Origin of the sequence: Photobacterium salinisoli (assembly GCF_003614885.1) — a bacterium.
GTDB lineage: Bacteria > Pseudomonadota > Gammaproteobacteria > Enterobacterales > Vibrionaceae > Photobacterium > Photobacterium salinisoli.
The window spans coordinates 47,923-70,446 of sequence record NZ_QZMS01000007.1; the positions used below are offsets into that span (position 1 = coordinate 47,923).

Sequence of the window (22,524 nt, forward strand, 5' to 3'; positions counted from 1 at the left end):
CAACCATGGTAGAGGATGAAAATGGTGGCTACGACGGGATTTGAACCTGTGACCCCATCATTATGAGTGATGTGCTCTAACCAACTGAGCTACGTAGCCATTTTCAAAACGCTAATTTAACAGCGTGTTGTTAATGGCAGGGCTACCTGGATTCGAACCAGGGAATGGCGGCATCAAAAGCCGCTGCCTTACCGCTTGGCGATAGCCCTGCTGGTGATCTTTTCAGATCTAAGTCGTGTTAACTTTCACTCACAACTAAAAATTTGGTGCGGAGGGAGAGACTTGAACTCTCACGTCCTTGCGGACACTAGCACCTGAAGCTAGCGCGTCTACCAATTCCGCCACCACCGCACGTGGTATTCAGTTTGTAATGTAACTCTGTATCACAGTACCGGCCGAAACCCACACTGTAAAATATGGCAGGGCTACCTGGATTCGAACCAGGGAATGGCGGCATCAAAAGCCGCTGCCTTACCGCTTGGCGATAGCCCTAAATGGTGCGGAAGGAGAGACTTGAACTCTCACACCTTGCGGCGCCAGAACCTAAATCTGGTGCGTCTACCAATTTCGCCACTTCCGCAAATTGTATGATGTGTAAACATCTGAAAAGTCACTGGTGCGGAGGGAGAGACTTGAACTCTCACGTCCTTGCGGACACTAGCACCTGAAGCTAGCGCGTCTACCAATTCCGCCACCACCGCATGTGTGACTTTTCTTTAAGGGTGACACTCACCCTAGTCCCTTTTTACAGGGATGATCCCGACAATGTCGACATCATGAAACATGGCAGGGCTACCTGGATTCGAACCAGGGAATGGCGGCATCAAAAGCCGCTGCCTTACCGCTTGGCGATAGCCCTAAAATGGTGCGGAAGGAGAGACTTGAACTCTCACACCTTGCGGCGCCAGAACCTAAATCTGGTGCGTCTACCAATTTCGCCACTTCCGCAAATTGTCTGCCTGTTAAGGCAAGGATGTCATTGGTGCGGAGGGAGAGACTTGAACTCTCACGTCCTTGCGGACACTAGCACCTGAAGCTAGCGCGTCTACCAATTCCGCCACCACCGCGTGGAATGACATCTTTTTTCTCACATGTTGTGAGATGGTGGCTACGACGGGATTTGAACCTGTGACCCCATCATTATGAGTGATGTGCTCTAACCAACTGAGCTACGTAGCCACTTTGTGTTAAACGCCGGCGTTGCCTACGTCAAGTAATGTGGCAGGGCTACCTGGATTCGAACCAGGGAATGGCGGCATCAAAAGCCGCTGCCTTACCGCTTGGCGATAGCCCTGCAGAATGTCACAAAGAATTGTGCAATTCAAGCAAGAAATGGTTACTTGTCCACTTCTTAAGTGTTCACCTCAGAGATTGGTGCGGAGGGAGAGACTTGAACTCTCACGCCCTTGCGGGCACTAGCACCTGAAGCTAGCGCGTCTACCAATTCCGCCACCACCGCAATACACTGGGTGAACTATTCATCTTCGAATGATGAATTTATGGTGGCTACGACGGGATTTGAACCTGTGACCCCATCATTATGAGTGATGTGCTCTAACCAACTGAGCTACGTAGCCATTCAATTTTTTATAACGCCGACAATTATGTCCACGCTGAGTAAGATGGCAGGGCTACCTGGATTCGAACCAGGGAATGGCGGCATCAAAAGCCGCTGCCTTACCGCTTGGCGATAGCCCTAAAATGGTGCGGAAGGAGAGACTTGAACTCTCACACCTTGCGGCGCCAGAACCTAAATCTGGTGCGTCTACCAATTTCGCCACTTCCGCATCTTACTGTTTTTTATCACCATTTCAAGTGGTGATATGGTGGCTACGACGGGATTTGAACCTGTGACCCCATCATTATGAGTGATGTGCTCTAACCAACTGAGCTACGTAGCCAACGTGTCCGAAACAGTCAGCGCAAGCGCTGTCCAGTACAGGGTTGCTGTCTCGGGAACGGGGCGCATTATGCGTATACCAGCTTTGAGCGTCAATAGTTTTTTTAATAATCCCCGTAAAATCTGCCTGTTCGATGGTTATTTGGACGAAATGGCCGAATGCCATGCTAGATGAGTGATTTGCAGGGTAAAAAAGAAACAGCAGGGGAATGAAAATGAAAAGGCCGGCATAAAAGCCGGCCCAATATCTGAGGTGTTGGCTACAGGTTATACATTAAAGCGGAAGTGGACGACATCGCCATCTTTAACGATGTAATCTTTACCTTCCAGACGCCACTTACCGGCTTCTTTCGCACCGTTTTCACCGTTAAATTCGATGAAGTGCTCATAACCGACCACTTCGGCACGGATAAAGCCTTTTTCAAAGTCGGTGTGGATCTTACCGGCAGCCTGAGGTGCGGTGGCACCAATCGGGATAGTCCAGGCGCGGACTTCTTTAACACCTGCCGTGAAGTAAGTCTGCAGATTGAGCAGTTCGTAGCCAGAGCGGATCACACGGTTCAGGCCTGGCTCTTCAATACCCAGATCTGCCAGGAACTCCTCACGGTCAGCATCATCCAATTCAGCAATTTCCGATTCGATAGCCGCACAGACAGGGACAACGACAGCGTTCTCTTTGCTTGCGTGCTCAATCACCATATCCAGAAACGGATTATTTTCGAAGCCGTCTTCGCTAACGTTAGCGATATACATGGTCGGTTTCAGAGTCAGGAAGTTCAGGTAATCAATCGCGGCCTTTTCTTCTTTGGTCAGTTCGACAGCTCGCGCCATGCCACCTTCAGTCAGCGTTGGCAGCATTTTTTCCAGTACTGTGATTTCGAATTTCGCGTCTTTATCACCGCCTTTAGCACGCTTGGCCTGACGCTGAATAGCTCGCTCACAAGTATCCAGATCCGCCAGAGCCAGTTCCAGATTAATGATTTCGATGTCTGCTAATGGATTGATCTTGCCTGCAACGTGCACGATGTTGTCGTTTTCGAAGCAGCGAACAACGTGGCCGATCGCATCGGTTTCACGGATGTTGGCCAGGAATTTGTTCCCTAAACCTTCACCTTTGGAAGCACCGGCAACCAGACCGGCAATGTCTACGAACTCCATAGTGGTAGGCAGGATACGCTCTGGGTTGACAATGGCAGCCAGCTTATCCAGACGCAGATCCGGTACAGGAACCACACCCGTGTTTGGCTCAATAGTACAGAACGGGAAGTTAGCGGCTTCGATACCCGCTTTAGTCAACGCATTGAAAAGTGTGGATTTACCTACGTTTGGCAGGCCCACGATACCACATTTAAAACCCATGGCTTGAAACCCTTTAGTGATGTTTCCGGCATCCGGCATTGTGCGGGATGATGAAAAAGTCTGTATTAACTTATTCGGCTTTGAATGAATGTAGCCGGTTTTGCGCCTTGGTCAGGCCGTCTTTCAGCCAGATATCAAGACAGCGAACGGATTCGTCTACCGCGGCGTCAATCTGAGATTGTTCGCTGGAAGGGGCTTTACCCAATACGAAGCCAGTCACTTTATTTTTGTCGCCGGGATGACCAATGCCTACCCGAAGACGGTAAAAGTTTTTGTTGTTGCTCAGCTTGCTGATGATATCCCTTAACCCGTTATGACCTCCGTGACCGCCGCCTTGTTTGAACTTGGCGACACCAGGGGGCAGATCCAGCTCGTCATGGGCAACCAGGATTTCTTCCGGCGATATCTGATAAAAATTCGCCAGTGCGGAAACGGATTTACCGGACAGATTCATAAAGGTGGTGGGGATCAGCAAACGCAAATCGTCACCATTAAGCTGGATCCTGCCAGTTAAACCAAAATACTTGGGATCGTTCTTGAGGCTGATGTTGTGGATCCGTGCCAACTCTTCCACGACCCAGGCACCCGCATTGTGGCGTGTTTTGGCATATTCCGGACCTGGGTTTGCCAGGCCAACCAGTAAACGGATTTTTTGACTCACGCTGGTCTCTCTATGTCATCGGGATCAAATCGCGCGCTATGTTAACACTGCTGCAGAGATAAATAAAAACAAACACGCCCCGCACAGGGCGGGGCGTGTTGACTGTCATTCTGTTTGCTGAGTTATCAGTGCTCAAACATCGCAGAGATAGACTCTTCGTTACTGATGCGGCGGATAGCTTCAGCCAGCATACCAGACAGAGTAAGAACAGAGACTTTACCTGTATCCAGCATTGCCTGAGACAGTGGGATAGAATCGGTCACTATCACTTCATCAATCACAGAGTTTTTGATGTTCTCTGGAGCGTTGCCTGAGAAAACAGGGTGGGTAGCGTAAGCGAACACACGCTTCGCACCACGCTCTTTCAGCGCTTCGGCGGCTTTACACAGCGTACCGCCGGTGTCGATCATGTCATCAACAATGATGCAGTCACGGCCTTCAACATCGCCAATCAGGTGCATGACCTGTGACACGTTGGCACGTGGGCGACGCTTGTCGATGATCGCAATGTCTGTGTCATCCATCAGTTTGGCGGTTGCACGGGCACGGACAACACCACCGATGTCTGGAGAAACAACCACTGGATCTTGCAGCTCTTTGGCCAGCATGTCTTCCAGCAGGACAGGTGAACCGAAGATGTTGTCTACCGGCACATCAAAGAAGCCCTGAATTTGCTCGGCATGCAGATCAACAGTCAGCACGCGGTCAACACCCACGTTGGACAGGAAATCAGCAACAACTTTCGCTGTAATAGGAACACGAGCAGAACGGACGCGACGGTCTTGGCGGGCATAGCCAAAGTAAGGGATAACCGCTGTGATACGGCCAGCAGAGGCACGGCGCAGGGCGTCGATCATCACTACCAGTTCAATCAGGTTATCGTTGGTTGGGGCGCAAGTCGATTGGATGATAAAGACGTCGCTGCCGCGAACGTTTTCATTAATCTGAACACAGACTTCACCATCGGAGAAACGGTTCACTGTCGCGTCTCCAAGTGAAATGTAAAGACGGTCAGCGATGCGTTGGGCTAGCTCTGGTGTAGCGTTACCAGCAAACAGCTTCATATCAGGCACGGGGTAAACCTCAATTGCGTCCAAGTTGTATTTACTGACTTTCCGCAGCATGTCCGCTCAGGGCGGTCATCAAAGGTGAATGATTCACCCCTTTGGCGACAAAACCTTGGAGCCAGTCGGGTAATTTTTTCAGGGTTGCAGTAGCCGCTTGCTGAGAGCTAAATTCAGCAAAAACACAAGCGCCAGTGCCGGTCAATCTCGACGGCGCGTATTCTAACAGCCACGAAAGCGCCTTATCAACCTCAGGGTAAATTCTTCTGACGATTTTTTCGCAATCGTTTTCGTAATTGCCGGCTAATAACACAGATAAAGGCCGTATTGGCGTGTTTCGGGTTAGATCGGGCGCTGTGAATATATCTGCGGTTGCAATGGCGACATCTGGCTTGGCAACCAGATACCACTTTTCTTCCGGTTGCGCGGGCTGGAGTTTTTCTCCGATCCCTTCGGCAAATGCACTGAAACCACGGACAAACACGGGCACATCCGCCCCAAGCGTCAAACCGATATCAGCCAGTTCGTCTGCGCTTAATCCGGTTTGCCACAAATAGTTTAATGCGACCAAGGTTGTCGCCGCATTCGATGAGCCACCACCCAGGCCGCCACCCATAGGCAAAATCTTCTGAATGTGAATATCTGCTCCTGCCTGAAGGCCTGTTTTTTTGCGCAGGGCATCCGCGGCGCGGTAAATCAGATTTTGCGCTAGTGGCACACCCTCAATAGCCGGGGTCAGGGTTATCTGCCCGTCGGCTCGCGCTGTGATCGACAAGGTATCACCGTAATCTAAGAACTGAAACAGAGTTTGCAGTTCATGATAACCGTCCGGACGTTGTCCCGTGATGTAGAGAAACAGATTAAGTTTAGCGGGTGCTGGCCAGCTTGTTGTGTGTGTGATCATTTTTTGAATGTGCGTCAATTTATTGTTGTGTTTGCCAACGGTTGATTATCAGAGTTACTCGCTGTTTGCCTTGCGAAAGGACTAACCTGGAAGGCAGAGCGGGTGACGTTGTTTCATCATAGGCGTTATAGTCCAGCTGCCATCGCTGATCACCTACTTGTTTGGTTAGGTAAGCAACGCGGTTTTGTGCATTTAACTGATAGCTATCCGCCCCTGTTGGCAGACCGAGCAGCCAGTCACGCATCTGGTTAACGGGCAGGGCAATATTTGTCAACGACAAGACGAGCTGAGCGGCATCGCTGCCCTGATGGCGCTGGCCTTCATTATCAATCAGCACCGCACGTCCTGGCTGGGTGTCCAGCTTGAGTAACGTTGTGCCGAGAAAGTTTGTCAGCAGCAGATGATCGGCACCAGGATTGGTTTTCCAGTTCAGATTAGCACTGAAACGTTGCGCCGGGCTGATGTAGCCCAGTTTGCCTGTTGCCTGATAAGCGGTGACCGCCGACAATGCTTGCCTGTGGCTGTTCCAGTCGGTGACTTTGCCGGTAGGCGGTGTCGTGCTACAGCCTGCTAACAACAGCGCCAGCAAGGCGAGAAGTTGTGTTTTATGTGGCGGACTTTTTCGCGTCAAGATTGGCGGCAACTGAAACGAGAACAGAAAAAGAGGCGCAAACGCCATTCGCATAACATGTCCTTATTCGACAGGTAAGTGAATAATGTGAAAGTAAAAGAATAATAGCATGACTTGTCTGATGAAATCTCTTTCATGAACGAACGGCAGAGTCAGAAAAGGGGAAACAAACTGGTTCATGACATTTTTGGTATTTGTCTGTAAAGTCAGGATTTGTTTTGATGCCAGAGTGATAAAATGATGCGCTGGCAGACAGAATCGAGTCATATCCTTTTATTACGCAGGGTCATCAAGTAAAATGGCCTGCTGGATCTTTATCATCGGGTAGTAGGTAACACCATCTCCATGACCTTGCTTGCATTAGGAATCAATCACAAAACAGCGTCTGTAGACCTGCGCGAGCGTGTTGCCTTTTCGCCGGAAAAACTGACAGAAGCCTTGCAGACTCTGGCTCAGCATCCGGAAGTCAACAGTGGTGTGATCGTTTCTACCTGCAACCGCACGGAGATCTACTGCGATGTCAGTCACAGTGGACCCGGTGTGATGATTGACTGGTTCAGCCGCTTTCATAACCTGTCAGCAGAAGAGCTGATGTCCAGTCTCTATTTTCACGAAGAACAGGCCGCGGTGCGTCATTTGATGCGGGTGGCGTGTGGTCTGGACTCACTGGTGTTGGGTGAGCCGCAGATTCTGGGACAGGTCAAGCAGTCGTATTCAGATTCCCGTGACCATGACAATATGCACGGCATGCTGGAAAAACTGTTCCAGAAAGCCTTTTCGGTGGCAAAGCGCGTCAGAACCGAAACAGATATCGGTGGCAATGCAGTGTCGGTGGCTTTCGCAGCCTGTACTCTGGCCAAACAGATTTTTGAGTCGATGAGCGAGGCAAGAGTGCTGCTTATCGGCGCCGGTGAGACCACGGAACTGGTGGCCCGGCACATGGTTGAACACGGTTGTCGCAGCCTGATGATTGCCAATCGCACTCCGGAGCGTGCTCAGGGGCTGGCAGATGAGTTTGGCGCTCAAGTCATTAGTTTGCCTGAGATTCCGGACCATATACACAATGCGGATATCATTATCAGTGCAACGGCAAGTCCATTGCCGATTGTGGGCAAAGGCATGGTCGAGAAAGCGCTGAAAAAACGCCGCCATCAACCTATGCTGCTGGTTGATATCGCTGTACCCAGGGATATCGAAGCCGAAGTTGGCGAGCTTGATGATGCCTATTTATATTCAGTGGACGATTTGGAAAGCATTGTTGAACGAAATCGCGAGCAGCGAAAAGTCGCGGCGATCCAGGCCGAAGCCATTGTCAGCGAGGAAAGCGCTGCTTTTATGCGCTGGTTACGTTCGCTCGAAGCAGTAGATAGTATCCGCCAGTACCGATGCTACGCCGATGACATTAAAAATGATTTACTGAGCCGCAGTCTGCAAGCGCTGGCGAACGGCAGTGCACCAGAGAAAGTGCTGGCAGAGCTCAGCAACCGTTTGACGAATAAGCTCATTCATGCGCCAACCAAGGCCATGCAGCAAGCCGCCCATGATGGCGAGCCTGAGAAACTGGCCCTTATTCGTGAAACGCTTGGGTTAGGTGCATTGAAAGACCAGTCGGCTGACTGACTCAGTGTTTTTTACATGCATTAATTTTTATGATCGCGCCTTGCCGAACCGGATTGAGGCGGATCCTTGTTAGGATCTGATGTTGTACACATGATGAAACCGTCCATTTTAGCGAAATTAGAATCCCTGGTTGAACGCCACGAGGAAGTGCAGCATTTGCTGGGCGATGCCACTATCATTGCCAATCAGGATAAATTCCGGGCGTTGTCTCGTGAATATTCGCAGCTAGAGGAAGTGAGTCAGTGTTTTCGGGCTTACCAGCAGGTGCTGACTGATCTGGAAACCGCGGAAGAAATGGCCGGGGAAGAGGATCCGGAATTGCGCGAAATGGCGCAGGAAGAAATCAAGCAGGCGAAAGAAGATATTGAACGCCTGGAAGACGAATTACAGGTATTGCTGCTGCCCAAAGATCCCAATGATGAACGCAACTGTTTCATCGAAATCCGCGCCGGTGCCGGTGGTGATGAGGCCGGTATTTTCGCCGGCGACTTGTTCCGCATGTACAGCAAATTTGCTGAAAGTCGCCGCTGGCGAGTGGAAGTCATGAGCTCGAATCAGGCGGAACACGGTGGCTATAAAGAAATGATCGCCAAGATCAGCGGGGAAGGGGCTTACGGTACCCTGAAGTTTGAATCAGGAGGACACCGGGTGCAACGTGTCCCGGCGACCGAATCGCAGGGCCGTGTTCATACATCTGCCTGTACTGTGGCAATTTTGCCGGAAATCCCGGAGGCGGAAATCCCTGAAATTAATGCCGGTGATTTGAAAATTGATACCTTCCGTGCATCCGGTGCCGGTGGTCAGCACGTTAACACCACGGATTCTGCTATTCGTATTACCCACCTGCCAACCGGCATTGTGGTCGAGTGTCAGGATGAGCGCTCGCAGCACAAGAACAAAGCGAAAGCCATGTCTGTGCTGGCAGCCCGTATTATCAAGGCCGAAGAAGAGAAGCGCCATGCTGAAGAAGCCAGCACAAGGCGTAACCTGCTGGGCTCTGGTGATCGCTCGGATCGCATTCGAACCTATAACTACCCGCAAGGCCGGGTCTCTGATCACAGGATCAACCTGACCCTCTATCGCTTAAATGAAGTGATGGAAGGTGAGCTGGAAAGTCTGATTGATCCTGTGGTGCAGGAACACCAGGCGGATTTGCTTGCAGCCATGGCTGATCAGCACTGATGAATCCCGCCATCGAAGTTGCGCTTAAGCAAGCGGTCACGCAACTGATTAATGCCGGTTCTGACAGTCCGCAGCTTGATGCTGCGGTCTTGTTGTGTCATGTGCTGAATAAGCCCCGCAGTTACCTGCTGACCTGGCCTGAAAAAGTGCTGACCGACGAGCAGTCTGCCGCGTTTTCAGCGCTGCTGGCGCGTCGTGAATCGGGTGAACCGGTCGCCTATATCACAGGTGAGCGTGAGTTCTGGTCACTGCCGCTGAAAGTAGCACCTCATACCTTGATCCCGCGTCCGGACACGGAACGGCTGGTGGAAGCGGCGCTGGAGAAAATTCCTGCAGCAGCGTCGGTACTCGATTTAGGTACCGGAACCGGGGCGATTGCGCTTTCTCTGGCTTCTGAGCGTCCGGATTGTCAATTCACTGGTATCGACTTGCGCCCGGAAGCGGCGGCACTGGCTGAAGAAAATCGGCGCGCTCTGCAATTACAGAATGTGCGTATCTTATGCGGTAGCTGGTTCTCGCCACTGTCCGAAACTGAACGCTTTGATGTGATTGTCAGTAATCCGCCCTACATAGATGCCAATGACCCGCACCTCGTCAGAGGCGATGTGCGATTTGAACCCCGAACGGCATTGGTCGCAGAGGACGCTGGTCTGGCGGACATTCGCCATATTTGTGCACAAAGCCGAACATTTTTATCGCCAGGTGGCTGGCTACTGCTGGAGCATGGCTATCAGCAGGGCGAGGCCGTACGGGGCATTTTTTTCAATTTAGGTTATCAACAAGTGATAACCGTTCAGGATTATGCCGGACAAGACAGGGTAAGCTTAGGCTGCTGGTCTGTCTGAGGCCGTCTGGCCAGTCATGATTCGAAGGAAACGATAAAGAGAAAAACCAGATGTACATAGCATTAAAACATTTTCACCTGACCATTATCGCCATGAGCGTGCTGTTATTTGTGGTGCGATTTGGCCTGATGATGGCCGATTCAGCGCTGATGCAGAAAAAAGCCCTGAAAATAACGCCACATGTTGTCGATACCTTCTTGTTGCTGAGCGGCGTCGCCCTGGTGGTGTACACTGGCTTTACCCCCTTCACAGCAGGCGCTGGCTGGCTGAATGAAAAGCTGACCTGTGTGCTGGCTTACATCGCGCTTGGCTTTTTCGCGCTGAAATACGGCAAGAACAAAGTCTTTAAAACCTTTGCTTTTCTCGGTGCTTTAGGCTGGCTGGCTATGGCCGGCAAACTGGCGGTCACTAAAATGCCGTTGCTGGGGTAAAGACATGTATTTCTCAGATGAAGACAGAGATTTCGAGGCGTCTGCGCTGGTAGAGGGTGCCATTGAGATCATGGTGGATCTGGAGCCGGATTTTCCGGTGGCCTGGGTACGCCATCAATTACAAAAAATGGCCAAAGATGTCGAAGCGGCATTGATGTCAGAAACCAATCCACAGCTGAGACTAGAGGGGCTGCTGCGCCTGTTTTATCGTGAGTGGGGTTTCTGTGGTGATCGCCATCAGTACTATGCGGCTGAAAATGCCTATCTGGACAAGGTGATTGAACGTCGTAAGGGCATTCCTGTCAGTCTGGGCGCCATTATGATTTATCTGGCTCAGCATCTGGAATTACCTGTCACCGGTGTGGCTTTCCCCACCCAGTATATTTTGCGTGTCGACTGGCCCAACAGTGAGCCTCAGTTTATTAATCCGTTTGACGGTGAATTTGTCAGCCGTCAGACACTCAGTGCCTGGCTGCGAGGACACAAAGGTCCGCTGGCACCCTGGCGCGAAAGTTATCTCACCACCACCAGCCATACCGATGTACTGGCACGATGGCTGACGGTATTAAAAAGTGCTTTGCTGCGGGAAGAGCAGTATGCCGATGCATTACGCTGCAGCGATCTGGCCTTGTCGCTGCGTCCGGGCGATCCCCATGAAATTCGCGATCGCGGCTATATTTACCAGCAATTAGAGTGCAGCCATGCCGCCGCGATGGACTATGCCTATTTTATTGAGCAGTGTCCGGAAGATCCGGCTGCAGAATTGCTGAAACTGCAAGTGAAAGTCTTGAATGCAAACCCGCAGGTGCTTCACTGATAGCCTGCGGAACAGACCAAATGACAGAGAAGAAGAGTAGCATCATGGAACAGAAAGTGGTTCGTATTGGCGACATCGATGTCGCTAACGACAAAGCCTTTGTGCTGTTTGGTGGCATGAACGTGCTGGAGTCGCGTGATCTTGCGATGCAGATCTGTGAGCACTATGTCAAAGTGACTGAAAAGCTGGGAATTCCTTATGTGTTTAAGGCTTCCTTTGATAAGGCGAACCGTTCTTCGGTCCATTCTTATCGTGGTCCCGGCATGGAAGAAGGCCTGAAAATCTTTCAGGAATTGAAAGATACCTTCGGCGTGAAAATTATTACTGATATTCATGAACAATATCAGTGCCAGCCTGTTGCCGACGTGGTGGATGTGATTCAGCTGCCGGCTTTCCTCGCACGCCAGACCGACCTGGTTGAAGCGATGGCCAAAACCGGTGCCGTCATCAACGTGAAGAAACCGCAGTTCATGAGCCCGGGTCAGGTGGGCAATATCGTTGAGAAATTTGCTGAATGTCACAACGAGCAGATTATTCTCTGCGAGCGTGGTGCGCTGCACGGCTACGATAACCTGGTCGTGGACATGCTGGGCTTTGATGTCATGAAGAAAGCCTCCAAAGGCAGTCCGATCATTTTTGACGTTACCCATGCCTTGCAGTGCCGTGATCCGCTGGGCGCTGCCTCCGGTGGCCGTCGTGAGCAAACGGTGACGCTGGCGCGCGCAGGTATGGCTGCAGGAATCGCCGGTCTGTTCATGGAAGCGCATCCTAACCCGGATGCCGCTCGTTGTGATGGCCCTTCCGCATTCCCATTGGATAAACTGGAACCCTTCCTGAACCAGATCAAACAGCTTGATGACCTGGTAAAAAGCTTCGAAGCCATTGATATCGCATAAGGCTGTTATTGGCAGAACCTGATCAGGCTGACTGTCTGAGAGGAGCTGAAGCAAACTAAAAGGGGGTGTCATGACTGACACCCCCTTTGTTATATCCGCTTGATGCTGTTTATAGCTTAAAGCGACTGATTTCCTGTTGCAGCTCGTGAGACAGCTCTGACAGCTGAGATGCCTGCTGCGCCGCTTCGCTCGCTTCCTGAGCCAGCTCGTTAGAAACGTCTCTGATCCCTTCGGTGTTACGCGTGATCTCAGAAGTTACAGATGACTGCTCTTCAGCGGCGGACGCAATCTGAGTCGCCATGTCGCTGATATTGGTAATGGCCGAGATGATTTGCGCCAGACTGGCAGAAGCGGCATTGGCATCATCCACACTGGTTTCAGCCAGACGACGACTGTCGCCCATAATGCCGACAGCGCGGCCTGTCGTTTGTTGCAGGGTTTCAATCATTTGCTGAATTTCCTGCGTAGAAGCATGGGTGCGTTGGCTCAAGACCCTGACTTCATCAGCCACAACGGCAAAGCCACGGCCTTGCTCACCCGCACGGGCAGCTTCAATGGCAGCGTTGAGCGCGAGCAGGTTGGTTTGTTCAGCAATATTCTGAATGGTCGACAGAATGGTTGTAATGCTCTGCGCATGGGTATTGAGCTCACCAATGACGTCTGTGGCTGTCTCCACTTCACCGGCCAGATTGGTAATTGAGTTCTGGCTCTGGTCAACCTGCTCGGCACCGTGTTCTGCCGCCTGAACCGTTTCGGTTGAGGTGCGTGCCGTGTTATCAGCATTACCGGCAATTTCCTGCGTGGCGGCCGCCATTTCATTGATGGCGGTTGCCACCATGTTAATTTCATCCTGCTGGTGGCGGATGCGTGTGCTGCGCTCTTCTGCTTGGGAGGCTGTCTGATGCGCCTGCAACGTCAGAGAGTGAGAGACATCACGCAGACGCGTTACCATGCCATGCATGTTACCGACAAAGCGGTTGAAGTTATGTGCCAGTTGGCCGACTTCGTCGTCGCTGCGTGGTTCAAGGCGCTGGGTCAGATCGCCTTCACCCGTGGCAATCTCAGCCAGAGCGTCAGAGACACGGCTGAGGTCACGGAACAGGAATCCGACCAGCCAGGCGACCGCTGCCAGCACAATCAGAGTAATAATGATGGAGGTGATAATTAGGCGGCTCAGCAGTTGGCTCTGGCTGGCTTCTTCGGTGGCCTTGTCCATTTCCAGCCCAAGGATCCACGGCGTACCAGGAACTTGTGCAAAGTAAAGTAGCTTATCCACACCCTGAATCGTCTGGTTCAATACCGCTCTGTTACTCACTGAACGCTGAATTTGGCTGATGCTCAGATTTTCACTGTAACCATTAATGGGTTTAAGCAGCAAAGACTGATTAGGGTGCGCCAGGAAAGTATTATCCTGCGAGTTGATGAGCATGGCGTAAGCATTCTTACCGGCATCCAGGCTGATCACATCGGAAATCAGCTGATCAATCAGTACATCAGAACCAATAACGGCCTCAAGCTGGCCATTCTTTTTGACCGGTTCAGCCAGAGTGACCAGCAGCGCGTTGGTAATGGCGTCCTGATAGGCGGTGGTAATGATAGGCTTGTTCGCCGATTTGGCATCAATATACCAGGGGCGTTGACGGGGATCGTAACCTGCACGGTTTCGCTCAGGGTAGGAGCGGAACATTTCACCGGCAGCAGTGCCAAAATACATTTCATCAAAACCACCGGCGATGCGCGCCTGCTGCAGGTATGGCACAGGGTCTGAGGTTTCCAGGTAAGGTTTGATAGCACTGGTGATACTGCGGCGGATCTCAATCCAGTCACTGATCCCTTTGGTCGCGGTTTTGCTTAAGCTGTCGGCACGGCTAAAAATGCTGTTTTGCGTTTGTTGATAAAGTTGGTTTGCGGCCAGCCATGTCAGCGCGGTTGCCATAACCACGACGGCAGATAAGCTGGCTCCTATGAGTTTTTGCTTTAGGGTCAGTTTCATGATGAGTCTCAATGGATGGAACAGAAGCTGATATCAATATTATTTACTTTTCATTGCACAAAAATTGTGACAAATGAAGAAAAACAATACGGAGAATTCTATATAGCTATACGACGGTTGTATATGGAAATTTAACTTTTTAAGGTGACTGATTATTGACGGTTTTTTGGTTAAAAATTTGTCACTTAAGATCACCTGTAGTGAGTACCTGGACATAAAAAGCAAGAAAAAGGACAATATCTTGTTCGGTTGGGTCTCACAGTAGTAACAGCCAATGTGCCAGAGAGAAAACGTAAAAATAAAACAATATATTATTATCTGTTTTATAGTGATAGAAATAATATTAATTTCATCAGTCTTTAAATGATTGATTTCTATACTCATACCTATTGTTAATGTTTAAAGTGTTTTTAATTCAGGCATTAACTTCATAATTATCAGTAATGCACCTTGTTGACTATTGTTATAGTTGAATATAGCATCCGCCTGTTTGGTCATAATCAAGGATGTAACAATGAGTATAAAGACAAATCATGGATGTGATAAAAAACCGCAACTGGTTATGTTTACCGGGGGCAGAGACAGTACCCTTGCCGCCAGCTATTTAATGCTAAATGGTATTCCGGTTCATTTGTTTACCGCTAATAGTGGTTGCGGGTTACACAGAAAGCTATTGCCTTTACGTGTAGAGGAGTTGAAATACAGATTTGGCGATTTAGTGCTAACGCATGAAGTGGTAGATATCAGTGGTAGTTTCAGAAGTATTGCAATAGAGAATATTGAAAGCGATTTTGCCAAGTATAAAAAGAACCTGATATTGCTGGGTGAAAAAATGGCGATTCATGCCCACGTGATCGATTATTGCACTCGAAATGGTATCGATATTATTAATGACGGTATCGTTGAATACCAGAAAGAATTTCCAGAGCAGCGTTTGGTCGCAAAAGAATATTTCGTCGATTATATGAAACGGTTCGGTATTACCTATAACAGTCCTGTTTATCACATGGCCCAGTCACAAGATGAAGTAAAGTATCGCCTGCTGCAATTAGGACTATCGACAAAATCACTGGAAGGTGTGTCGATTTTTGGCGATTCAGCCACCATCGCTTCTGATGAAACCATTTTGGAATATCTGGCGGACAAGGAAAGTCTTTGCGATGACATTATTCATTTTCTGTCAGGTAAACTGAAAAATTATCAAGCATTGAGAAAAGCATCCTGAACGCATTGATACGTTTGTATCTGATATGTTTGACGATGCATTAATGATGTAAGAGTGCTGTTGATACGGCACTCTTATTGACTTTCGAGAGAAAAGTGACTCTGGAAATGAAAACGATAAAAAAATATGCTGCTGTTATATGCCGAGCCGGGCAAATTTTGCTGGTCAGGAAAAAAGGGACAGATATGTTTATCTCTCCGGGCGGTAAACCCGAAGACGGTGAAACGAAAAAAGCGTGCCTTGAACGGGAGTTAAACGAAGAGCTCGGCGTAGAGCTGGTGAGCGCTGAATATTTTGGCACATTTACTCGAAAAAGTGCTTTTGAAGACACTTTGGTAGAGATTGAAGTAGATATTGTAAAGATATTCGGTCAGCCGAAACCATGTTCTGAAATTGAAGAAATAGCCTGGATGGATGGAGAACACCTGGAAAATGGCGTCGCGATAGGCAGTGTTTTTGCTATTGATGTTATTCCTTCTCTGATCAGAAATGGGTTAGTCAGGAAGTCTGGGAAGAAAATCAATAACGATCTTCCTAATATGCTGGTGTTTGATATTGATGGCACTATTGCTGACGGCGGAATTGTCAGTGACAAAATGAAAGCTGCCCTCCAGACAATCAAAGATGGGTCATCATCCCGTCTGGCATTTGCGACATCCCGAGCTCCCAGGGGGGCGAGAAAAGCATTAGGCAATCTGAGCCGTGAAGTCCCTGTCATCTGCTGCAATGGTTCAGTCATTCTAGATGAAATGCATCAGCAGACGCTTGTGTCCGGTTTGTCGCAAAAAGACGTGAATACCATAGTTCAGTTTCTCGATGAAATGAAGGTAAGCTATTTTCTCGAGTACGGGGATAAGTTTGCAATGCAGGGTGATGAGTCCTTGTTCCCGGAAATGCTTGCCTACGAGGATAAACTGACATTGGATAAAGCGAGTTCGAGCTGGGATCTGGGTGTGATAAAAATATCTTGCCGATCAGAGAATATTCAGAAGAAACTCATGCCCTTGTATAAAAGTATCAGTGATGGTATCGCATTTAACTTTCATGGTGATGATACAGCTGAGTTGAATTGCGATTTCACAGACAAATATAAAGCGCTGAATCTCATCAGCGGAATTAGCCATTATAACCTTATCTGCTTTGGCAATGATGACAATGATTTTACGTTGTTATCGAATGCTTCTGAAGGTTATGTCATCGGTAATGAGTTGCTCGGATTAGAAAGTAGCATGAATGTATCACGCTTGGTCCGAAATGATGATGATATCATTGATAAAATACGACTGTATTTAGCGGGCAATGAATAAAGTGACCAAGCCAAGAATGTTAGTTGATTCTTCATCGATACACCCTGATCTCGTCAAGGCTCTTGGCCCGGGAATGGAAGGGAAAGCATACTATAAGTCCTATTACCGACTGAAATTGGATGTTCAGGAAAAACTGAGAAACATGTACTGCCCTGAACATGATTTATTTATGTTCACTAATACCACGAATAGTCTGGTCAACTTTTTATTTGCCTGCCAGTTAAATAAGGTTAGCGTCAATATTGATTTTGCTGATGAACAGCATTACCCGCAATACCAGTCTTTATTTCAATTATTCTCTGAAGGGAATATAAGCGGTAGGCAACCTGAGATACAACTGGTGACACACCTGTCTCCGGTTACAGGTAATCTTATTGATTTAGGTCAGTTGCATGGCCATTCAATACTGGCTGTGGACGGTGCGCAGTCATTTGCGACCGTGCACCATAGCGATCTGATCAAACACTCGGATGTTTTCTTTGCGCCTCTTCATAAGCATGCCGGGCTGCATATCGGTATTGCTTTGCTGGCTGTCAAGAAATCACATCCGCTAAATCAACTGCTCAGTAAGACCTTAGACACAGCCAGTAACGGTGCCCGTTCATTACGGGACTTGATGGCGCTGGACAAACGGCTGTCCTCCGCTCATCCGCAATGTTTCAATAATGCTTTTATCCACATCTCACCCGCCATTGAGGCGCTGCTAAATCGTAATGGTGTAACAGTGATTTCTGCCGGGAAAAGCCACATGGTGGTACTTGAGTGTCAGTCGCCGGTGTTAAGACAAAAGCTGGCGGCATTGTTTTCATGTAAGCCAATTAAAAATACACATAGGCTGCGTATTTCAGTCTGTCATATGACGGATAACATGCGCGGCAATGTCGATTTTTCTGAGGCGTTTTATCAGTCGCTCCGGTTAATATTTGATGAGGATAACCATGCTAAATAAAGGGCGCCATTTAGGGGTTCTGCTTGCCGCTTTCAGCTTTCTGATGTTCAGTGTTATGGATGCATTGGGTAAACAGCTCTCTTCAGACTACAGTTTTGCCCAAATTACCTTTTTCAGCTCTGTATTCAGTCTGATCCCCATTATATTCATGTTAAATGGCAACAGTCTTTCATCAGTACTGGTAACCACGCAGTACAGATACCATCTCGCTCGTGGGATCATTATTCTCGCCATGCGGTTTTCAGCGTTATTTGCCTTTAGCCAAATGGATTTTGCTGACACTTTTTCAATCATTTTAACCGGTCCGTTACTGCTTTGCCTGCTATCACCGGTTTTTCTTGCTGAACGCATTTCTGTCTATCAGCTGCTGTGCGTGTGCCTCGGGTTTGCAGGAACGATAGTCGTGCTCCGCCCGGGAATGGTGACGTTTAATCTTGGTGTACTTGGTGCCTTAGCGGCTGCCCTTTGCTTTGCTCTGAATACTATCGTGATGAGAAAGATGGGGCCAAAAGAAAGCCCGGCTGCTGTCCTGTTTTATGGCATGTTGTTTAATATTCTGGCCTCCGGGTTGCTGCTGACCAACAGTTTTACTGTACCTACGTGGAGCGATCTGGGATTGTTCATTCTTTGTGGCCTCAGTGCCGGGCTTGCGCAGTTGTGCATTTTCCTTGCATTGAAAAGGGTATCGGCTTCAGTCACAGGTATGATGCAGTATACCTGTATCGTATGGGCTGGCGTGATTGGTTATATCGTATGGGATGATATCCCTGATAATTTTGTTATTTTGGGGTCATTACTGATTGTTATCAGTGGCTTAATGAATATTCGGCATGCGACGAGACAGGTGGCTTAACTGGCGAAGCACCAGTAGGTGGTATCAGGATAAGTCTCTGGAGTATTAATTGCATATGGATGTTTAGACGTCTGGATGTTGACACGTTTGGATGTAAGTTTTAGGCTATGCGACCAATTCGAAACAATGCCCTGTAGAGATAATGTTGCACGCCAATCCACACACACTTTCAGATTCGCCGTCTCCTTCCGCGCTGGCACTGTTGCCTTTGGCGGTTTTCCTGTCTCTCTTTATCGGTGTGGGCAGCTATCTGACCTGGCAGGGGGTCGATTTTGCCTTCTACCAGTTACCGGCACCGGTTGCGGCTCTGCCTGCCATCCTGGTGGCTATTGTGCTGAGCAAAGATGCGCTCAACAAAACTATCGAAGATTTCATGCGTGGTGTGGGTCACAGTGACATCATAGCTATGTGCATGATTTATCTGCTGGCTGGTGCGTTTGCAGCCGTCGCGAAAGCCACGGGAGGAGTGGATGCAACCGTCAATCTCGGTCTGTCTTTATTACCCCCCAGCCTGATCTTGCCGGGTATTTTTGTCATCGCTGCCTTTATTGCTACGGCAATGGGAACTTCAATGGGCACAATTGCTGCGGTAGCGCCGGTGGCATTGGGCATTGCTGATACAGCCGATCTGGATATTGCTTTGACTGCCGGTGTCGTGTTGAGTGGTGCCATGTTTGGCGATAATTTGTCGATTATCTCTGATACCACTATCGCCGCGACTCGCTCTCAGGGCTGTGCAATGCGCGATAAGTTCCGCGAGAACATCGCCATTGCGTTGCCAGCTGCACTGGCGGCCATCTTGCTGTTTCTTTTCCACTCCACACCCTCTGATGCACCGACTGTCACCAGCATCGAATGGCTGAAGGTTTTGCCTTATGTCACCATCCTGGTACTTGCTGTATCTGGCGTGAATGTCTTTGTCGTACTGAGCCTGGGTATTATTCTGGCTGGCGGTGTGGGTTTGAGCTCGGTGTCTGATTACAGTCTGGCCAGCTGGAGCAAAGATATCTATGCCGGGTTTGGTAACATGCAGGAAATCTTCCTGCTATCCCTGCTGATAGGCGGTATGAGTGAGCTGATGCGCCGTCAGGGAGGCCTGGCATTTCTGACGCTGTTAGTCAGTAAACTGATCAGCGGTTTCGGTAAAAAAACGGACGGTGAGCAATCGCAAAAAGCGAGCGAAATGGGTATTGCAGGACTGGTCAGCCTGACCAATGTTTGCACCGCCAATAACACAGTAGCCATTATCGTCGCAGGCGGCGTTGCCCGTGAACTGGCAGAACAAAATGCCGTTACGCCACGCCGTTCTGCCAGCTTACTGGACATATTTTCATGTGTTATCCAGGGCGTGCTTCCTTATGGTGCGCAGGCGCTTTTGCTGGGTTCGGTATTCGGGCTGTCGCCACTCGCGGTTGTCAGCCATTCCTATTACTGTTTCTTTCTGGCGGCCAGTGCACTGATAGCGATATTTATAAAGCACCAGCAAACGAGAACAGCGGTAGCTTAACCGGCACTCCAGGCTGAAAAACACCCCAGTTCGGGGTGTTTTTCAAAGCAACAGAGTCAATGACTACAGTTTAAAGCGGCTGATTTCCTGTTGTAACTCGTGCGACAGTTCAGACAACTGCGCTGCCTGTTGTGCCGCTACACCCGCTTCCTGAGCCAGATCGTTAGAAACGTCGCGGATACTCTCAGTATTCCGGGTGATTTCTGAGGTCACAGAGGATTGCTCTTCCGCAGCCGATGCAATCTGCGTGGCCATATCACTGATATTGGTAACCGCAGAAATTATCTGTGCCAGGCTGGCCGAGGCAGAATTAGCATCATCCACACTGGTTTCCGCCAGACGACGACTGTCACTCATTATACCGACGGCACTGCCAGTTGTTTTTTGCAGGGTTTCAATCATTTGCTGAATTTCCTGTGTCGACGCATGTGTGCGTTGGCTCAGAACGCGCACTTCATCGGCAACCACGGCAAAACCACGGCCCTGTTCTCCGGCACGGGCCGCTTCAATCGCAGCATTCAATGCCAGCAGGTTGGTCTGCTCAGCGATGTTTTGAATGGTTGACAGAATCGTGGTGATGCTCTGTGAGTGATGATTCAGTTCACTAATGACGTCTGTTGCCGTTTCAACTTCGCGGGCCAGACTGGTGGTTGAACTCTGACTCTGATCGACTTGCTCGGCACCATGCTGTGCAGCCTCAACGGTCTCTGCCGATGTTTTGGCCGTATTATCAGCATTGCCGGCGATTTCCTGTGTGGCTGCAGCCATTTCGTTTATGGCGGTCGCAACCATGTTGATTTCATCCTGCTGGTGGCGAATGCGGGTGCTGCGCTCTTCCGCCTGAGAAGCTGTCTGATGTGCCTGAGAGTTCAGTGACTGAGACACATCCCGCAGGCGCATTACCATGCCGTGCATGTTGCCGACAAAGCGGTTGAAATTATGGGCCAGCTGGCCGACTTCATCATCGCTGCGCGGCTCCAGACGCTGGGTCAGATCGCCTTCACCCGTCGCAATTTCAGCCAGTGCTTCAGACACCCGGCCCAGATCACGAAACAGGTAACCGACCAGCCAGGCCACAGCTGCCAGCACAGCCAGCGTAATCACGATTGACGCAAAGATCAGCCGGGTCAGCAGCTCGCTCTGGCTGGCTTCTTCTGTCGCTTTGTCCAGTTCCAGACCTAAAATCCACGGAGTACCAGGGACATCGGTAAAGTAGAGCAGCTTCTCTTTACCTTTGATGGTTTCATTGACAAGGGTCCGGGTGCTGACCGCTTGATGAATGATGCTCATGCTTAATGCTGAATCGTATTGGCTGATGGATTTAAGCAGTAACGCTTTGTTTGGATGCGCTAAAAATGTGTTGTCCTGAGTATTGAGCAGCATCGCATAAGCATTATCACCGGCATCCAGGCTGATCACATCCGAAATCATCTGATCAATCAGAACATCAGAGCCGATGACAGCAACCAACTGCCCATTTTGCTTCACAGGTTGAGCTAGTGTCACCATAGGTGCATTGGTAATCGCATCCAGATAGGCAGTGGTAATGATTGGTTGATCTGCTTTTTGAGCATCAATGTACCAAGGGCGGACGCGGGGATCATAGCCAGCGCGGTTGCGCTCCGGATTAGAACGAACCATGTCTCCGGCGGGCGTACCGAAGTAGGTTAAATCAAAGTTGCCGGCATCCCGTGCCTGTTGCAGGTAAGGAACAGGTTCTGCAGCGGTTACATAAGGTTTGACGGCACTGGTAATATCACGTCGGATATTAATCCAGTCACTGATCCCTTTGGTTGCTGTTTTGCTCAGGCTGTCAGCCCGGTCAAAAATACTGTTTTGGGTTTGTTCATGAAGTTGGCTTGCAGCCAGCCAGGTCAGAGCGGTAGCCATAACTACAACGGCAGATAAGCTGGCGGCTATGAGTTTTTGTTTTAGGGTTAGTTTCATGAGTGGTCTCAATGGATGGAACGGAATCTGATTACCATGTTCTCTCATCATGTTGCATGAAAATGTGAAAGATGAGGCAGGGAAAACAACATTAGAACTCAATATCTTTAAACGACGGCTAGATCCATAAACTTAAACATTAGGTGTGACTAATGTTATCGTTTTTTGGATTAAAAGTTTGCCTAGTAAGTTTAAATTCTAAATATTTAATTCAATATCTTGGTTGGTGGTCTTTTTTGTGAATAAAAAACGGTTTAAACATTGTCGTGTTATTTAAAGATGTGGTGTACGGAAAAGGGGGCGCGATGTCTGGAAACTTATGTTTTTGGAGTGTTGACCGTGTTTCCTTAGATAGAAGGTATTTTATCAACTATTTCGTAATGTCATGATGCCGGGATGCGCATGCTATCTCGGATATCAGTGTTTGAATCAG

At 49.3% G+C, this 22,524-nt stretch carries 18 protein-coding genes and 16 tRNA genes; 11 read left to right on the top strand and 23 right to left on the bottom strand.

What is annotated here, in order from left to right:
* Positions 1 to 22 precede the first annotated feature (22 nt).
* From D6M16_RS00830 to lolB, 21 genes are all read right to left on the bottom strand, one after another.
* Positions 23 to 99 (bottom strand) — tRNA-Met (locus D6M16_RS00830).
* 35 nt (positions 100 to 134) lie between these two features.
* Positions 135 to 209: transfer RNA gene (locus D6M16_RS00835), tRNA-Gln, on the bottom strand.
* 55 nt (positions 210 to 264) lie between these two features.
* Positions 265 to 351: transfer RNA gene (locus D6M16_RS00840), tRNA-Leu, on the bottom strand.
* Between the two features lie 66 nt (positions 352 to 417).
* Positions 418 to 492, bottom strand: a tRNA-Gln gene (locus D6M16_RS00845).
* A 3-nt stretch (positions 493 to 495) separates the two neighbouring features.
* A tRNA-Leu gene (locus D6M16_RS00850) sits at positions 496 to 580 on the bottom strand.
* 34 nt (positions 581 to 614) lie between these two features.
* Positions 615 to 701: transfer RNA gene (locus D6M16_RS00855), tRNA-Leu, on the bottom strand.
* An 83-nt stretch (positions 702 to 784) separates the two neighbouring features.
* Positions 785 to 859, bottom strand: a tRNA-Gln gene (locus tag D6M16_RS00860).
* Positions 860 to 863: 4 nt separating this feature from the next.
* Positions 864 to 948 (bottom strand) — tRNA-Leu (locus tag D6M16_RS00865).
* Between the two features lie 32 nt (positions 949 to 980).
* Positions 981 to 1,067 (bottom strand) — tRNA-Leu (locus tag D6M16_RS00870).
* 35 nt (positions 1,068 to 1,102) lie between these two features.
* A tRNA-Met gene (locus tag D6M16_RS00875) sits at positions 1,103 to 1,179 on the bottom strand.
* Positions 1,180 to 1,219: 40 nt separating this feature from the next.
* Positions 1,220 to 1,294: transfer RNA gene (locus tag D6M16_RS00880), tRNA-Gln, on the bottom strand.
* A gap of 78 nt (positions 1,295 to 1,372) precedes the next feature.
* Positions 1,373 to 1,459: transfer RNA gene (locus tag D6M16_RS00885), tRNA-Leu, on the bottom strand.
* Positions 1,460 to 1,500: 41 nt separating this feature from the next.
* Positions 1,501 to 1,577 (bottom strand) — tRNA-Met (locus D6M16_RS00890).
* Between the two features lie 46 nt (positions 1,578 to 1,623).
* Positions 1,624 to 1,698, bottom strand: a tRNA-Gln gene (locus D6M16_RS00895).
* 4 nt (positions 1,699 to 1,702) lie between these two features.
* A tRNA-Leu gene (locus D6M16_RS00900) sits at positions 1,703 to 1,787 on the bottom strand.
* A gap of 37 nt (positions 1,788 to 1,824) precedes the next feature.
* A tRNA-Met gene (locus D6M16_RS00905) sits at positions 1,825 to 1,901 on the bottom strand.
* Positions 1,902 to 2,167: 266 nt separating this feature from the next.
* Positions 2,168 to 3,259, bottom strand: a complete 1,092-nt coding sequence (gene ychF, locus D6M16_RS00910) for a redox-regulated ATPase YchF (RefSeq protein ID WP_120511814.1) — start codon at positions 3,257 to 3,259, stop codon at positions 2,168 to 2,170.
* A 70-nt stretch (positions 3,260 to 3,329) separates the two neighbouring features.
* Entirely contained in the window at positions 3,330 to 3,920 is a 591-nt protein-coding gene (gene pth / locus D6M16_RS00915; protein WP_120510167.1) for an aminoacyl-tRNA hydrolase, read from the bottom strand.
* A gap of 125 nt (positions 3,921 to 4,045) precedes the next feature.
* On the bottom strand, positions 4,046 to 4,993 hold the full coding sequence (locus D6M16_RS00920; protein ID WP_027253816.1) for a ribose-phosphate pyrophosphokinase: 948 nt from the start codon (positions 4,991 to 4,993) through the stop codon (positions 4,046 to 4,048).
* A 31-nt stretch (positions 4,994 to 5,024) separates the two neighbouring features.
* Complete coding sequence (gene ispE / locus D6M16_RS00925) at positions 5,025 to 5,888, bottom strand: 4-(cytidine 5'-diphospho)-2-C-methyl-D-erythritol kinase (RefSeq protein ID WP_120511815.1); 864 nt, start codon at positions 5,886 to 5,888, stop codon at positions 5,025 to 5,027.
* Between the two features lie 19 nt (positions 5,889 to 5,907).
* Positions 5,908 to 6,573 (bottom strand): lipoprotein insertase outer membrane protein LolB, encoded by a 666-nt coding sequence (lolB, locus tag D6M16_RS00930; protein WP_240435502.1) that lies wholly within the window; start codon positions 6,571 to 6,573, stop codon positions 5,908 to 5,910.
* A gap of 291 nt (positions 6,574 to 6,864) precedes the next feature.
* Between lolB and hemA the strand changes: the two genes are divergently transcribed.
* From hemA to kdsA, 6 genes are all read left to right on the top strand, one after another.
* Complete coding sequence (hemA, locus tag D6M16_RS00940) at positions 6,865 to 8,139, top strand: glutamyl-tRNA reductase (RefSeq protein ID WP_120510169.1); 1,275 nt, start codon at positions 6,865 to 6,867, stop codon at positions 8,137 to 8,139.
* Between the two features lie 93 nt (positions 8,140 to 8,232).
* Positions 8,233 to 9,321, top strand: a complete 1,089-nt coding sequence (prfA, locus tag D6M16_RS00945) for a peptide chain release factor 1 (RefSeq protein ID WP_120511817.1) — start codon at positions 8,233 to 8,235, stop codon at positions 9,319 to 9,321.
* Entirely contained in the window at positions 9,321 to 10,166 is an 846-nt protein-coding gene (gene prmC, locus D6M16_RS00950; protein ID WP_120510170.1) for a peptide chain release factor N(5)-glutamine methyltransferase, read from the top strand. The genes prfA and prmC overlap by 1 nt, the downstream gene beginning before the upstream one ends.
* A 50-nt stretch (positions 10,167 to 10,216) precedes the next feature.
* Positions 10,217 to 10,597 carry a SirB2 family protein gene (locus tag D6M16_RS00955; protein ID WP_046221537.1) on the top strand — a complete coding sequence of 127 codons (381 nt, stop codon included), beginning with the start codon at positions 10,217 to 10,219 and terminating at the stop codon, positions 10,595 to 10,597.
* Between the two features lie 4 nt (positions 10,598 to 10,601).
* A complete protein-coding gene (locus D6M16_RS00960) occupies positions 10,602 to 11,414 on the top strand; it encodes a SirB1 family protein (protein WP_120510171.1) in 813 nt (270 codons plus the stop codon).
* 44 nt (positions 11,415 to 11,458) lie between these two features.
* Entirely contained in the window at positions 11,459 to 12,310 is an 852-nt protein-coding gene (kdsA, locus tag D6M16_RS00965; RefSeq protein WP_120510172.1) for a 3-deoxy-8-phosphooctulonate synthase, read from the top strand.
* A 109-nt stretch (positions 12,311 to 12,419) separates the two neighbouring features.
* Here kdsA and D6M16_RS00970 read toward each other — a convergent pair whose 3' ends face one another.
* Positions 12,420 to 14,303 (bottom strand): methyl-accepting chemotaxis protein, encoded by a 1,884-nt coding sequence (locus D6M16_RS00970; RefSeq protein ID WP_120510173.1) that lies wholly within the window; start codon positions 14,301 to 14,303, stop codon positions 12,420 to 12,422.
* 514 nt (positions 14,304 to 14,817) lie between these two features.
* Here D6M16_RS00970 and D6M16_RS00975 point away from each other — a divergent pair.
* From D6M16_RS00975 to D6M16_RS00995, 5 genes are all read left to right on the top strand, one after another.
* Positions 14,818 to 15,528, top strand: coding sequence for a hypothetical protein (locus D6M16_RS00975; protein WP_205576813.1), 711 nt, complete (start codon positions 14,818 to 14,820; stop codon positions 15,526 to 15,528).
* A 107-nt stretch (positions 15,529 to 15,635) separates the two neighbouring features.
* Positions 15,636 to 16,835 carry an HAD hydrolase family protein gene (locus tag D6M16_RS00980; protein ID WP_120510174.1) on the top strand — a complete coding sequence of 400 codons (1,200 nt, stop codon included), beginning with the start codon at positions 15,636 to 15,638 and terminating at the stop codon, positions 16,833 to 16,835.
* Positions 16,828 to 17,784, top strand: a complete 957-nt coding sequence (locus D6M16_RS00985; RefSeq protein WP_205576814.1) for a DUF6024 family protein — start codon at positions 16,828 to 16,830, stop codon at positions 17,782 to 17,784. The genes D6M16_RS00980 and D6M16_RS00985 overlap by 8 nt, the downstream gene beginning before the upstream one ends.
* Positions 17,774 to 18,637 carry a DMT family transporter gene (locus D6M16_RS00990; protein WP_162940889.1) on the top strand — a complete coding sequence of 288 codons (864 nt, stop codon included), beginning with the start codon at positions 17,774 to 17,776 and terminating at the stop codon, positions 18,635 to 18,637. Before D6M16_RS00985 ends, D6M16_RS00990 begins: the two co-directional genes overlap by 11 nt.
* A gap of 142 nt (positions 18,638 to 18,779) precedes the next feature.
* On the top strand, positions 18,780 to 20,144 hold the full coding sequence (locus D6M16_RS00995; protein ID WP_120510177.1) for a Na+/H+ antiporter NhaC family protein: 1,365 nt from the start codon (positions 18,780 to 18,782) through the stop codon (positions 20,142 to 20,144).
* A gap of 63 nt (positions 20,145 to 20,207) precedes the next feature.
* On the opposite strand, the gene D6M16_RS01000 is transcribed toward D6M16_RS00995, so the two are convergent.
* Positions 20,208 to 22,091 carry a methyl-accepting chemotaxis protein gene (locus tag D6M16_RS01000; protein ID WP_120510178.1) on the bottom strand — a complete coding sequence of 628 codons (1,884 nt, stop codon included), beginning with the start codon at positions 22,089 to 22,091 and terminating at the stop codon, positions 20,208 to 20,210.
* Positions 22,092 to 22,524: the final 433 nt, after the last annotated feature.